Annotated in this window: 12 protein-coding genes; 2 read left to right on the top strand and 10 right to left on the bottom strand. The window is 70.8% G+C overall.

What is annotated here, in order from left to right; genetic code table 11:
- Positions 1-122: 122 nt before the first annotated feature.
- Positions 123-1,196 (bottom strand): phosphoribosylformylglycinamidine cyclo-ligase, encoded by a 1,074-nt coding sequence (purM, locus tag P8A20_RS17140; RefSeq protein ID WP_014155057.1) that lies wholly within the window; start codon positions 1,194-1,196, stop codon positions 123-125.
- Positions 1,197-1,256: 60 nt separating this feature from the next.
- A complete protein-coding gene (gene purF, locus P8A20_RS17145; RefSeq protein WP_147958467.1) occupies positions 1,257-2,783 on the bottom strand; it encodes an amidophosphoribosyltransferase in 1,527 nt (508 codons plus the stop codon).
- Between the two features lie 522 nt (positions 2,784-3,305).
- Between purF and P8A20_RS38710 the strand changes: the two genes are divergently transcribed.
- Together P8A20_RS38710 and P8A20_RS17150 are read left to right on the top strand one after the other, a co-directional pair.
- Positions 3,306-3,398 carry a putative leader peptide gene (locus P8A20_RS38710; protein ID WP_352303411.1) on the top strand — a complete coding sequence of 31 codons (93 nt, stop codon included), beginning with the start codon at positions 3,306-3,308 and terminating at the stop codon, positions 3,396-3,398.
- A gap of 194 nt (positions 3,399-3,592) precedes the next feature.
- Complete coding sequence (locus P8A20_RS17150; protein WP_306103804.1) at positions 3,593-5,047, top strand: sulfatase family protein; 1,455 nt, start codon at positions 3,593-3,595, stop codon at positions 5,045-5,047.
- Positions 5,048-5,104: 57 nt separating this feature from the next.
- Here the strand turns inward: P8A20_RS17150 and P8A20_RS17155 are convergent, their stop codons facing one another.
- From P8A20_RS17155 to purS, 8 genes are all read right to left on the bottom strand, one after another.
- Entirely contained in the window at positions 5,105-5,956 is an 852-nt protein-coding gene (locus P8A20_RS17155) for an META domain-containing protein (RefSeq protein ID WP_147958469.1), read from the bottom strand.
- Between the two features lie 31 nt (positions 5,957-5,987).
- A complete protein-coding gene (locus tag P8A20_RS17160) occupies positions 5,988-6,788 on the bottom strand; it encodes a maleylpyruvate isomerase family mycothiol-dependent enzyme (protein ID WP_147958470.1) in 801 nt (266 codons plus the stop codon).
- A 50-nt stretch (positions 6,789-6,838) separates the two neighbouring features.
- On the bottom strand, positions 6,839-8,098 hold the full coding sequence (locus P8A20_RS17165; protein WP_306103805.1) for a hypothetical protein: 1,260 nt from the start codon (positions 8,096-8,098) through the stop codon (positions 6,839-6,841).
- 45 nt (positions 8,099-8,143) lie between these two features.
- Positions 8,144-8,968 carry a M23 family metallopeptidase gene (locus tag P8A20_RS17170; RefSeq protein WP_147958472.1) on the bottom strand — a complete coding sequence of 275 codons (825 nt, stop codon included), beginning with the start codon at positions 8,966-8,968 and terminating at the stop codon, positions 8,144-8,146.
- 31 nt (positions 8,969-8,999) lie between these two features.
- Positions 9,000-9,524 carry an ArsR/SmtB family transcription factor gene (locus tag P8A20_RS17175; protein WP_147958473.1) on the bottom strand — a complete coding sequence of 175 codons (525 nt, stop codon included), beginning with the start codon at positions 9,522-9,524 and terminating at the stop codon, positions 9,000-9,002.
- Positions 9,525-9,630: 106 nt separating this feature from the next.
- The gene (purL, locus tag P8A20_RS17180) at positions 9,631-11,880 is read right to left on the bottom strand and encodes a phosphoribosylformylglycinamidine synthase subunit PurL (RefSeq protein ID WP_147958474.1); all 2,250 of its coding nucleotides are present in this window, start codon (positions 11,878-11,880) and stop codon (positions 9,631-9,633) included.
- Positions 11,877-12,557, bottom strand: a complete 681-nt coding sequence (gene purQ, locus P8A20_RS17185) for a phosphoribosylformylglycinamidine synthase subunit PurQ (protein ID WP_147958475.1) — start codon at positions 12,555-12,557, stop codon at positions 11,877-11,879. The genes purL and purQ overlap by 4 nt, the downstream gene beginning before the upstream one ends.
- Positions 12,554-12,805: a phosphoribosylformylglycinamidine synthase subunit PurS gene (purS, locus tag P8A20_RS17190; protein WP_147958476.1), complete on the bottom strand. Its 252-nt coding sequence runs from the start codon at positions 12,803-12,805 to the stop codon at positions 12,554-12,556. Before purS ends, purQ begins: the two co-directional genes overlap by 4 nt.
- Between the last annotated feature and the right edge of the window lie 82 nt (positions 12,806-12,887).

Consider the following 12,887-nt stretch of genomic DNA (forward strand, 5'->3'; position numbering starts at 1 on the left):
GGTCCGGGCCCGCCCGGACCGGGTTCTGTGTTGTCCGGGCCCGGGGCCTGCGCGCTTCGGCTCAGCATCGTGGTGCCGTCGACGCCGGTCCGGTGGTGTGCCGGACCGGCGGTCATGACGTCCTACCGTGCGTAGCTTCCGGTCAGCTCGGCGCCCGTGGCGTGGTCGCCGCGCTCGGTGATCTCGCCGGCGACCCAGGAGTCGACACCCCGGTCGGCCAGCGTCGTCAGGGCCGCGTCCACCGAGTCGGCCGGGACGACGGCGATCATGCCGACGCCCATGTTGAGCGTCTTCTCCAGCTCCAGCTGTTCGACCTGGCCGGCCTTGCCGACGAGGTCGAACACGGCACCCGGCGTCCAGGTGGAACGGTCGACCGTGGCGTGCAGCGCGTCCGGGATCACCCGGGCCAGGTTGTTGGCCAGGCCACCGCCGGTGACATGGCTGAAGCCGTGCACCTCGGTCGTGCGGGTCAGTGCCAGACAGTCCAGGGAGTAGATCCTGGTGGGCTCCAGGAGCTCCTCGCCGAGCGTCCTGCCGAACTCCTCGACCTGCCGGTCCAGGGTCCAGCCGGCCCGGTCGAAGACCACGTGGCGCACGAGCGAGTACCCGTTCGAGTGAAGACCGGACGATGCCATCGCGATCACGGCGTCACCCTTACGGATACGGTCCGGACCCAGCAGGAGGTCGGCTTCGACCACGCCGGTGCCGGCACCCGCGACGTCGAAGTCGTCGGGACCCAGCAGACCCGGGTGCTCGGCCGTCTCTCCGCCGACCAGGGCGCAGCCGGCGAGGACGCAGCCCTCGGCGATGCCCTTCACGATGGCCGCGACACGCTCGGGGTGCACCTTGCCGACGCAGATGTAGTCGGTCATGAAGAGCGGCTCCGCACCGCAGACGACCAGGTCGTCGACGACCATGCCGACGAGGTCGTGCCCGATGGTGTCGTACACGCCCATCTGACGGGCCAGATCGACCTTCGTGCCGACGCCGTCGGTGGCGGAGGCGAGCAGCGGGCGCTCGTAACGCTTGAGTGCCGAGGCGTCGAAGAGGCCGGCGAAACCGCCGAGGCCGCCGAGGCCCGCGACCTCGGGGCGCTGCGTCTTCTTCACCCACTCCTTCATCAGCTCGACGGCGCGGTCACCGGCTTCGATGTCGACGCCCGCCGCAGCGTAGGAAGCACCTGTTGTCTCAGACATGGCCCGGGATCTTTCGTGTGGGAATACGGGGCTGGTGGGGAAGCAGCCGGTCGGTCCGGGTCACGGACGACGCAGTGCGTCGGCCGCCGCGGTCGCGGCGGGGCCGGCCGCCAGCTCGGTCTCCAGCAGCTGCTTGCCGAGCAGTTCCGGGTCCGGGAGCTCCATCGGGTATTCACCGTCGAAGCAGGCGCGGCACAGATTCGGCTTGGCGATCGTCGTCGCCTCGACCATCGCGTCGAGCGAGATGTACGCGAGGGAGTCGGCCCCCATGGAGGTGGCGATCTCGTCCACGGACATGCCGTTGGCGATCAGCTCGGCGCGCGTCGCGAAGTCGATGCCGAAGAAGCAGGGCCACTTCACGGGCGGGGAGGAGATCCGGATGTGGATCTCGGCGGCACCCGCCTCGCGGAGCATCCTCACCAGGGCTCGCTGGGTGTTGCCGCGGACGATCGAGTCGTCGACGACCACCAGGCGCTTGCCCTTGATGACTTCCTTGAGGGGGTTGAGCTTCAGCCGGATGCCCAGCTGCCTGATGGTCTGCGAGGGCTGGATGAAGGTCCGGCCGACGTAGGCGTTCTTGACCAGACCGGCCCCGAACGGAATTCCGCTCGCCTCCGCGTAACCGATCGCCGCGGGGGTTCCCGATTCCGGCGTCGCTATGACCAGATCGGCCTCGACAGGGGCCTCGGCCGCCAGCTTCCGGCCCATCTCCACACGCGAGAGATAGACGTTCCGACCGGCGATGTCGGTGTCGGGGCGGGCCAGGTAGACGTACTCGAAGACACAGCCCTTGGGCTTCGCTTCTGCGAAGCGAGAGGTGCGCAGGCCGTTCTCGTCGATGGCGACGAGCTCGCCCGGCTCGATCTCGCGGACGTAGCTGGCACCGCAGATGTCCAGGGCGGCGGACTCGGAGGCCACCACCCAGCCACGCTCGAGGCGACCGAGGACCAGCGGGCGGATGCCCTGCGGGTCACGGGCCGCGTAGAGCGTGTGCTCGTCCATGAAGACCAGCGAGAAGGCGCCCTTGACCCCGGGAAGCACCTTGGCGGCGGCCTCCTCGATGGTGAGCGGCTTGTCGTCGTCGTCTCTCTGGCCGGCGAGCAGCGCGGTCACCAGATCGGTGTCGTTCGTCGCGGCGACCTGGGTGGCACGGCCGTCCTTGCGAGGAAGGTCGGCGACCATCTCGGCGAGCTGGGCAGTGTTGACCAGGTTGCCGTTGTGACCCAGGGCGATCGAGCCGTGCGCGGTGGCACGGAATGTCGGCTGCGCGTTCTCCCACACCGAGGCACCGGTAGTGGAGTAGCGGGCATGACCGACCGCGATATGGCCCTGGAGCGATCCCAGAGACGTTTCGTCGAAGACCTGCGAGACCAGTCCCATGTCCTTGAAGACCAGGATCTGGGACCCGTTGCTCACTGCGATGCCCGCGGACTCCTGTCCACGGTGCTGCAGGGCATACAGTCCGAAATAGGTGAGCTTGGCGACCTCTTCACCCGGAGCCCAGACACCGAAGACGCCGCAAGCGTCCTGGGGGCCTTTCTCTCCGGGGAGCAGGTCGTGGTTGAGTCGTCCATCACCACGAGGCACGCCACCGAGTGTAGGCGAGATCGACCACCGGTCCGAATTGGGTGACCGCCCGACCGGGACCGCGGACGGAGTGCGGGAGCGCTCCCCGCAACGGCCCGGGGCGGGGTCGGACGATCACTCCGGGTGATCACGGCGTAGACGTCGCGCCCGCCCCGGAAGGCCTCGGGGCCGCCGACGCCCGGGATGGGCGGCGGTTACCGGCCGGTCCGGCAAGTAGGCACCCCCGCACCGGAATCGCTTCGGCCGTGGCCCTCGGTGAGCCGGGCCGGCCCGGCGGACAGGCCGTGGCCGAACGCTCGTTTCGTGGCGAGCCTCACACCCTGGGAGCCGGGCCTGGGCCTCCGCGGCGCGCTCGACGCCGCCCGTCCCCCTCCGTTCCGCCCCCGGCCGGGCGCCAGGACCGAAGGCCGACCGGACGGCCCCGGGGTCGTCCGGGGCGGATCCGGGGGCGTGCGGGGCCGGTTGTCCGGAGTTCGAGACCACCGTTGACAGGCTCATGGCCCGTTGGCAGGCTCCTTCCCCATGCAGCCCCTCGGTGATCGTTCGGTCACGCTCGTGGAGCGCCGCCACGTCGATCTGGGACGTGTCGCGAGCGCCATCTGTCGCTGCGCCTGACCGCCGCCTCCCGGAACGTCCCACGGGGCCTCCGCCCCGGACTCCGGCACGCGTGCAGCATCCGCCTTTCTTCTCCCCTCCCCTTCGTGACCTGGTGCGTCCCCCTGCGCACTCCTGGCTGACGGGGCCGGTCCCACCCATCCCCCTCGCGCCGCGCCATCGGCACGGCGTCCGAGGCCCGCCCAGGAGGCCTCATGCCCTCTCGCGATTCGAATACCCATTCGATTGAGTCCGTCGGCTCACCGCTGAGCCGCCGCGCCTTCACCACCGCCGTGGGAGCGACCGCCGCCACCGTGGCGGTCGGGACACAGACCGCCGCCGCTTCGGAAAGGCCCCCCGGGGAGGTGGCGCGGGAGCGCCCGTTCCGTGCCGCCCGCGGCAAGCACTCACGCCGTCCCAACATCCTGTTCATCCTCGGCGACGACCTCGGCTGGGCGGATCTCTCCTCCTACGGGGCACCGCACATCCGCACCCCCCACCTGGACAGGCTCGGGCGCCAGGGCGTGCGGTTCACGGACGCCTACTCCGGCTCCGCCACCTGCTCGCCCACCCGCTTCAGCCTCTACACGGGCCGCTACCCAGGGCGCACGAAGGGCGGGCTGGCCGAGCCCATCGCCGACAGGTCGGTGGGCCTGGAGCCGACCCACCCGACGCTGGCGTCCCTGCTGCGCGGCGCCGGCTACTCCACCGCCCTGATCGGCAAGTGGCACTGCGGGTACCTGCCGGACTACAGCCCGACCCGATCGGGCTGGGACGAGTTCTTCGGCAACTTCGGCGGAGCCCTGGAGTACTACTCCAAGCTCGGCCTGGGCGGCGAGTACGACCTGTACGAAGGGGACGCCGAGTACAAGGACCTGCGGTACTACACCCGGGTCCTGACGGAGCGGGCGAGCGAGTACGTGCAGCGTGACCACGACCAGCCGTGGCTGCTCAACCTGAACTTCACCACCCCGCACTGGCCCTGGATCGCCGACGGCGACACTGAGGCCAGTGCCGAGATCGTCCGCCGGATCAAGGCCGGTGACCGGTCCGCGCTCCGGAACGCCGACGGCGGTTCCGTCGAGAAGTACACGGAGATGGTCGAGGACCTGGACCGCTCGGTCGGCGAGGTGCTGGAGGCCCTGAAGCGGTCGGGGCAGGAGAAGGACACCCTCGTCTTCTTCGCCAGCGACAACGGCGGTGAGCGCTTCTCCTACAACTGGCCGCTGTCCGGCAACAAGAGCTCGCTCCAGGAGGGCGGGATCCGCGTCCCCTCGGTGCTGCGCTGGCCGGCGCGCATCGACGGGAACCAGGTCAGCGACCTGCCGGTCTTCTCGCCCGACTGGACGGCGACCCTGCTGGAGCTCGGTGGGGCGCGGCCCGACCCCGCACACCCGCTGGACGGCGTCAGCCTCGCCGGATACCTGCTGCGGGACGAGACGCCGAAGGAACGCGACCTGTTCTGGCGGGTGCGCGGTGAGCGGGCGCTGCGACGCGGTGACTGGAAGTACTACCGGGGGCGGACCGGGACCGACCAGCTGTTCAACCTGGCCGACGACCAGCGCGAGCAGGCCGACCGCGCGAAGGCCGAGCCGGAGCGGCTGGCCGAGCTGCGGGCTTCGTGGGAGAGGACGGACTCCGGTCTGCTCCCCTACCCCACGGTCTCCTGAGGCCGTTCGCCCCGGGCTTCCCGTGAGGCCCGGGCGGGCCTGAGGCGCCCTGCCCGGTCAGTCCTCGGCCGCCGGGGCGGACGCGTCGAGGCCCTTGCCGCTCTCCGCCTCGATCGACAGGGAACGGTGATCGATCTCGTACGACGTCTTCCCCTCCAGCACACCGAGCAGCACCCGCTCCAGCTTCATCTCCGGCTCGGGGCACATCTTCCGGGTGGAGGCGAGCGGGCCGAAGGTGAGCGTGGAGCCGGAGACCGTCGCCCTGCCGTGGAAGGAGTTGCATCCGAGGTTCCCCTCCACCGAACCGTCCTCGCCGAAGGTCAGGTGCGCCTTGTCCTCCGTGCCGGCGGGCAGGGAGGAGGCCACGCTGCCGGACACGAGTCCGGTGACCTTCCAGGCGGTGCCGGTGAGCGGGGCCGGCGGCTCGGAGGTGAGGGCGATGGAGTCGCCCTTCGCGGTGGTCAGGGTCAGGGTCTTCGCCTTGCCCTGTCCCGCCACGGCGGCCGTGAGCTCGCCGTGGAAGGCCTTGCCCATCGCGTTCTCGAACTGCTGGACCTCCTTCGCGCAGGCCATCCCGGTGCTGGTGCCCTGCCCGACGGTGACCTTGTCGCCGTCGAGGCGGGCGTCGGCGGTGAACCGGTTGCAGCCGAGGCTGCCCGTGGCCTTCCCCTCGGAGTCGATCTCGACGTGGGCGCCCTCGGGGGCGGAGGTCTTCTCCCCGCCGACGGTCAGGGACGACACGTTCCAGTGGACCCCGGTCACCTCCGGTCCGGTGCGTACGGTGCCGCTGCCGTCCCCGGATTCCCCGGATCCCGCTCCGGAGCCCGACTCCGTACCGCAGGAGGCAAGGGTGAAGGTGGCCAGGACGGCAAGGGCGCTGACAGACATACGTTGTGTGCGCATGGCCATGGGACGGAACGACCGGTCGATCCGGTTCCGTTCAGCCCATCAGCGGGAGCAGCGGGGCGAGGTCGGCCCGCTCACCACTGGCGCTGACCTGCGCCTCTTCGAGCGCCTCCGTCCACCCTGTGCGGCCCGTCGCCAGCCGGAGCCAGGTGAGCGGATCCGTCTCGACGACGTTGGGCGGGGTGCCCCGGGTGTGCTTGGGGCCGCCGATGCACTGGACGACGGCGAAGGGCGGGACGCGCACCTCGACCGAGCCGCCGGGCGCCTTGTCCGCGAGCGCGTCGGCGAGCAGCCGGGTGCAGGCGGCGAGCGCCTGACGGTCGTACGGGAGATCGAGGCCGGTCGCCCGGTGGAGATCGTCGGTGTGGACGACGAGTTCGACGGTACGGGTGACCAGGAAGTCGCCGAGCCGCATGGTGCCCGCCCGGGTCGTCACGAGCCGCTCCCCGGGGGCCCCGGCCGTGAGCCGGGCGAACCGCTCGGCCGTCTCCTCGTAGAGCGCGCCGAGTCCGGGCCGTGCGGCGGCCAGGGCCCTGGCATCGTCCGCGATCCCCTGGGCCCGCCCCGCCGTGGAGAACGGCCACTCCAGCAGGTTCAGTTGTGGCTTGGCACCGGGGGGCTCCGGCAGCTCCAGCTCACGGCTGACCCACTCCAGCACCGTGGCCATGTGGGCGGCGAGGTCCCGTACGGTCCACTCCCCCAGCCCGGACGGACCGGACAGCTGCTCGGGTGTCAGGTCACGGACGGCGGACTGTACGTGGGCGAACTGTGCCAGGACCGCCGTGCGGGTCCGGCTGAGGTCGTAGGCGCGCTGGCGCTTCTTGGCCGGGGGCATGGGGGCGAGACTAACCGGCGCCTGTGACAACGGCCCCTCCGAGCGGAGGGTCAGCTCCCGGCGAGGTCCGAGGCCTTGGGAAAGGTGACACCGGTGCAGCCCCGGCGTGCGGTGGCGTCCTCGACGTACGCCCGGAACAGGGACTCCAGCCGGTCCCGGAGTAGGTCGTCGTACGGGAAGGACACCTGCATCAGGTGCACGGCGGGCCTGCCGCCGCAGACGGACGAGGCCCACCGGACGCCCTCGGCCGATCCCGCCGACGAGGCCACGACCGGGGTCCCCTTCAGCGGACCGGCGCGCAGCCCCCTCGTGCCGTCGCCCACCAGCGTGTCCGTCTGCATCCACAGCGGGCGCAGGGTCAGCACCCTGTCGAGATCCGTGCCGTCGGGGTGGCTCTTCTCGTACGCCGGCCAGATCCTCTCGGTCCCCTCCGGGCTCATCGCGAGCAGGCAGGAGTCATGGGCGCCGGCCTTCCCTGCCGGTGCGGCGAGCGCCCGGTCGGGGAGCTCGCCCTGCCCGTGGGCGGCGATGTGCCGTCCGTACCAGGCGCAGGTGCCGCCCGCCTTCACGGCGGGGCCGAGGGTGGTCCTCGGCTCGGGGAACGCGGAGGGCACGGCGGGGAGTTCGGCCCGGCAGCCGTTCGCCGCAGCGGCCCGCTCCGCCGCCTGGCGTGCCAAGACCGTCAGGTCATGACGGTCCCCGGAGGTGACGGGCCCGTCGTACGAGGCCGTGGCCTTCGCCCGGACGGAGGAGACCGTGCCCCCGTCCGCGCACAGGGCCCTGACCGTCACCGTGCGAGCGTCGTACTCCCCCAGCCCGCCGTCACCCAGCGGGTGCGGCAGCGTGTACTGCGCGGCCGCCGTGACGTCGTCCCTGTTCTCGGCGGTGAAGTAGTCGAAGGGTTCGTGGTTCGCACCCACCCGGTGCTCGTCGGCGTTCGGGTTCGCCGGGTACAGGGTGAGGCCCAGCGAGAAGTGCCCGTAGGTCGTCCCCGGGTCGCCCACCCGGTAGACCACACAGCTGCTGTCGCTCCGCGCGGTGCCGATGTCGTAGCGGTCGGAGAGTTCGACCCGGTCGACACCCCCGTTCAGCGCGAGCACCAGGTCGGGGTCGACGAGACCGCCGCACGCCTCCTCCACCCGTTCACGGCTCTCGGCCCGGGTACGGAGGTCGAGCACATCGCTGACGAGCGCCCAGATGCTGAGCCCGATCCCCGCCACTGCGACGAGCACGAACACCGTGTTCAGGGCCCCTCGCAGACGGCCCTGTCCCGGTGGGCCGTCCGTTTCGGCGCGCGTGCCGTCGTCCATCATCGACCCCCGTCAACTCGACCTCGCGTGGCGCACCGCAAGCTATCAGTCGCTGCTGACGGTCTCCTCGACCACGAATGCCTCACCGTTGCCGGGGACACCGACGCCCCGCCAGGTGAAGGGGATCCCCCGCGCCACGTCCAGGTCCGGGTGGTCCATCAGCTGGAAGTGCACATGCGGCTCGGTGGAGTTGCCGGAGTTCCCGCAGCGCGCGAGCACCTGCCCCTCCCGGACGGTGTCCCCCGCCTTCACCTGGAGGGAGCCCCGCCGTATGTGCGCGTACGCGGCGTGGACGCCGTCCCCCAGGTCGAGCACGACGTGGTTGCCGACGATCCTGCGGGCGCCGGCCATGTCACGCAGCGAGGACTCCAGAACCATCAGATAGGCCAGCGCGGGGCCGGAGTTCCGGCTGAGGTGATCGCGCTGCCCGTCGCTCGCGTGCACGACGGTGCCGTCCGCCACCGCGACGAGCGGGGCGTCGAAGGCCGGGAAGTCACGGTTGGGCCGGGCGACCGGCCACAGCCACCGGAAGGGAGGGCGGCTCCCCTCCTCCGGTTCGGCGACGATGTCGATCGCGTGGGACTGCCCGTACCCGTGGGTGCCATGGCTGGGGACCTTGTCCGCCGGGCTGTTGAGAGCGACCCAGCGTCCCGTCACCGGCGGCCCGACCTCGACCGCCGGCCGGTCCCGCGCCAGGGCCGCACGGCTGCGGCGGCCCATCAGGAAGCCGATGAGGATCGCCGCCGCCGCGGGCACGAAGACCGCCCCGTACGGAACCAGCGGCTCGGCGAAGGCGTCGCACAGCACCAGAGCGACGAACGCGAGCCAGCAGCAGCGGTAGAGGATCATCGCGGCCTTGCGTACGGACATGGGGTCCCCCCCGGTTCTCGGCGTGCGGGCGTCACGGCCGGGCGGCCGTGAGAACCACCAGCAGCGGCACCACGCGGGAACCGGGCACCTCGTACCGTCCACGCCCCGTCGTGTGCAGCCAGCCCGCGCCGGTCAGCAGACGCAGATGGTGGTAGATCTGGCCGGTCGTGCCCGTGTCGTCCAGCCCGGCCAGTTCGGCGGCGGTGCGGCAGCCGCCGAGGATCTCGCGGAGCAGCCGCAGCCGGACCGGATGGCCCAGCGCGGCGAGCGGCTCGGCGGCCTCCGCCCAGTCGGGGCGTTCGTCCTCCGTGCCGAGGAGCCCCCCGGTGAGCGCGCCGTACTGCCACTCGTAGTGCTCACCGGCCGGCAGCCTCACCGCGCCCGTGAACAGCACCCCGCCGTCGGCGGCGGCCTCCCCGACCTGTTCGAGCTGCTCCTTCAGCCCGTCCAGCGCCCAGAAGTCCCCGTCGCCCAGACCGGGCCTGCCGCCCTCCGCCGCCCGCTCCAGCACCGCGAGGCGGCGCTCCAGATCGGCGACACGCTCCTCAAGCTTCACAGAACCCAACCTTACGTAATTACGTAACATGCATCAACTGTTTCGTGTGAGAACGCCGAAGCCCCCGTCCGGTCGACCCGGACGGGGGCTTCGGAACGGGCGGAACCTAGGCGAACAGACCCTCCAGGGTCCCCTCGTGCGCCGTGCGCAGCTCGCTCAGCGGAATGCTGAACTCGCCCTGGACATCGATCTCCTCGCCGTCCACGACACCGATCCGGGCGACGGGAAGACCCCGCGCTCCGCACATGTCGGTGAAGCGGAGTTCCTCGCTGCGCGGAACCGAGACGACCGCACGGCCCGCGGACTCCGAGAACAGGAAGGTGAACGCGTCCAGACCGTCCGGGACGACCAGCCGGGCACCCTTCCCGCCGCGCAGGCAGGACTCGGTGACCGCCTGGATCAGGCCGCCGTCGGACAGGTCGTGCGCCGCGTCGATCATGCCGTCGCGGGACGCCGAGATCAGGATCTCGCCTAGCAGCTTCTCGCGGCCCAGGTCGACCTTCGGCGGCATGCCGCCGAGGTGCTGGTGGACGACCTCGGACCAGGCCGAGCCGCCGAACTCCTCGCGGGTGTCGCCCAGGAGGTAGAGCAGCTGACCCTCCTCGGCGAACGCGACCGGCGTGCGCCGGGTGACGTCGTCGATCACACCGAGGACGGCCACGACGGGCGTCGGGTGGATCGCCGTCTCACCGGTCTGGTTGTAGAGCGACACGTTGCCGCCGGTGACCGGGGTGCCCAGCTCCAGGCAGCCGTCGGCGAGACCGCGGGTGGCCTCGGCGAACTGCCACATGACGTCCGGGTCCTCGGGCGAGCCGAAGTTCAGGCAGTCCGAGATGGCGAGCGGCTTGGCGCCGGACGCGGCGACGTTGCGGTAGGACTCCGCGAGCGCCAGCTGCGCACCCGTGTACGGGTCGAGCTTGGCGTACCGGCCGTTGCCGTCGGTCGCCATGGCCACGCCCAGGTTCGACTTCTCGTCGATGCGGACCATGCCGGCGTCCTCGGGCATCGCGAGCACGGTGTTGCCCTGCACGAAGCGGTCGTACTGGTCGGTGATCCAGGACTTGGAGGCCTGGTTCGGGGAACCGACCAGCTTGAGGACCTGCTCACGCAGCTCCGCGCCGTCTCCCGGGCGGGCCAGCTTCGCGGCGTCGTCAGCCTGGAGCGCGTCCTGCCAGGACGGGCGGGCGAACGGCCGGTGGTACGTCGGGCCCTCGTGGGCCACGGACCGCGGCGGGACGTCCACGATCTGCTCGCCGTGCCAGAAGATCTCCAGCTGCGAGCCCTCGGTCACCTCACCGATGACGGTGGCGATGACGTCCCACTTCTCGCAGATCTCCATGAAGCGGTCCACGTGCTGCGGCTCGACGATCGCGCACATGCGCTCCTGCGACTCGCTCATGAGGATTTCCTCGGGCGAGAGGGAGGAGTCGCGCAGCGGCACGGTGTCCAGCTCGACGCGCATGCCGCCGGAGCCCGCGGAGGCCAGCTCGCTCGTGGCGCAGGAGAGCCCGGCGCCGCCGAGGTCCTGGATGCCCGCGACGAGCTTCTCCTTGAAGATCTCCAGGGTGCACTCGATGAGGAGCTTCTCCTGGAACGGGTCGCCGACCTGGACGGCGGGCCGCTTGGTGGGCTTGGTGTCGTCGAAGGTCTCCGAGGCGAGCACGGAGACGCCGCCGATGCCGTCGCCGCCCGTGCGGGCGCCGTACAGGATCACCTTGTTGCCGGGGCCGGAGGCCTGGGCCAGGTGGATGTCCTCGTGCTTCATCACGCCGATGCAGCCGGCGTTGACGAGCGGGTTGCCCTGGTAGCAGGCGTCGAAGACGACCTCGCCGCCGATGTTCGGCAGGCCCAGGCAGTTTCCGTAGCCGCCGATGCCCGCGACGATGCCCGGCAGGACGCGCCGGGTGTCGGGGTGGTCGGCCGCACCGAAGCGCAGGGGGTCGACGACCGCGATCGGGCGGGCACCCATGGCCAGGATGTCGCGGACGATGCCGCCGACGCCGGTGGCCGCACCCTGGTAGGGCTCGATGTACGAGGGGTGGTTGTGCGACTCGACCTTGAAGGTGACCGCGTAACCCTGACCGACGTCGACCACACCGGCGTTCTCGCCGATGCCGACGAGCATCGCGTCGTTGGCGGGGACCTTCTCGCCGAACTGCTTGAGGTGGACCTTGCTGCTCTTGTAGGAGCAGTGCTCGGACCACATCACGGAGTACATGGCGAGCTCGGCGCCGGTGGGACGGCGGCCCAGGATCTCGCGGATCCGGGCGTACTCGTCCTCCTTGAGGCCGAGCTCCTTCCAGGGCTGTCCGTCGTCCGGGGTTTCGGCCGCGTGCTTGACCGTGTCCAGGCTCATGCGTTGACCAGCTTCTTGATGATCGAGGTGAAGAAACCCAGGCCGTCGGTGCGACCGGTACCGATCAGCGGCTCGACGGCGTGCTCCGGGTGCGGCATCAGACCGACGATGTTGCCCGCGGCGTTGGTGATGCCGGCGATGTCGCGCAGCGAGCCGTTCGGGTTGACGTCGGCGTAACGGAAGGCGACGCGGCCCTCGGCCTCCAGCTCGTCGAGCGTGCGCTCGTCGGCGGTGTACCGGCCGTCCACGTTCTTCAGCGGTACGGAGATCTCCTGGCCCGACGTGTAGTCCGAGGTCCAGGCCGTCTCCGCGTTCTCCACCCGCAGCTTCTGGTCGCGGCAGATGAAGTGGAGGTGGTTGTTGCGCAGCATCGCCCCGGGCAGCAGGTGCGCCTCGGTCAGGATCTGGAAACCGTTGCAGATACCGAGGACCGGCAGGCCGGCCTTCGCCTGCTCGATGACGGTCTCCATCACCGGCGAGAAACGCGAGATGGCGCCGGCGCGCAGATAGTCGCCGTAACTGAATCCGCCCGCCAGGATGACCGCGTCGACCTGGTGGAGGTCCTTGTCACGGTGCCAGAGCGATACGGGTTCGGCACCCGCGATCCGCACGGCCCGCAGGCTGTCCTGGTCGTCGAGCGTGCCGGGAAAAGTGACGACTCCGATACGGGTGGTCACTTCTCCTCCTCCACCGTGACGGTGAAGTCCTCGATGACCGTGTTGGCGAGGAAGGTCTCGGCGATCTCGTTAATGCGGGCGAGGGCGGCGTCGTCGACCGGCCCCTCGACCTCGAGCTCGAAACGCTTTCCCTGACGGACGTCCGCGATTCCTTCGAAGCCGAGACGGGGCAGTGCGCGCTGCACAGCCTGTCCCTGCGGGTCGAGGATCTCCGGCTTGAGCATGACGTCGACTACGACGCGTGCCACTGGCACTCCCGGTGGTGTGGTGCGGCTGTGTCTCCGAGGGGTTCCCCAGATCCCCGCGGGTCCACTCAGCGTACCTGGCCAG

The sequence above is a fragment of the Streptomyces sp. Alt3 genome, assembly GCF_030719215.1.
GTDB classification, from domain to species: domain Bacteria; phylum Actinomycetota; class Actinomycetes; order Streptomycetales; family Streptomycetaceae; genus Streptomyces; species Streptomyces glycanivorans.

What these genes read in the sequence shown, in the direction of transcription:
- P8A20_RS38710 (WP_352303411.1), top strand. Translation starts at nt 3,306, where the DNA reads ATGCAGCCCCTCGGTGATCGTTCGGTCACGCTCGTGGAGCGCCGCCAC.
- P8A20_RS17165 (WP_306103805.1), bottom strand. Translation starts at nt 8,098, where the DNA reads ATGGACGACGGCACGCGCGCCGAAACGGACGGCCCACCGGGACAGGGC.
- purM (WP_014155057.1), bottom strand. Translation starts at nt 1,196, where the DNA reads ATGTCTGAGACAACAGGTGCTTCCTACGCTGCGGCGGGCGTCGACATC.
- P8A20_RS17155 (WP_147958469.1), bottom strand. Translation starts at nt 5,956, where the DNA reads ATGGCCATGCGCACACAACGTATGTCTGTCAGCGCCCTTGCCGTCCTG.
- purL (WP_147958474.1), bottom strand. Translation starts at nt 11,880, where the DNA reads ATGAGCCTGGACACGGTCAAGCACGCGGCCGAAACCCCGGACGACGGA.
- P8A20_RS17160 (WP_147958470.1), bottom strand. Translation starts at nt 6,788, where the DNA reads ATGCCCCCGGCCAAGAAGCGCCAGCGCGCCTACGACCTCAGCCGGACC.
- P8A20_RS17170 (WP_147958472.1), bottom strand. Translation starts at nt 8,968, where the DNA reads ATGTCCGTACGCAAGGCCGCGATGATCCTCTACCGCTGCTGCTGGCTC.
- P8A20_RS17150 (WP_306103804.1), top strand. Translation starts at nt 3,593, where the DNA reads ATGCCCTCTCGCGATTCGAATACCCATTCGATTGAGTCCGTCGGCTCA.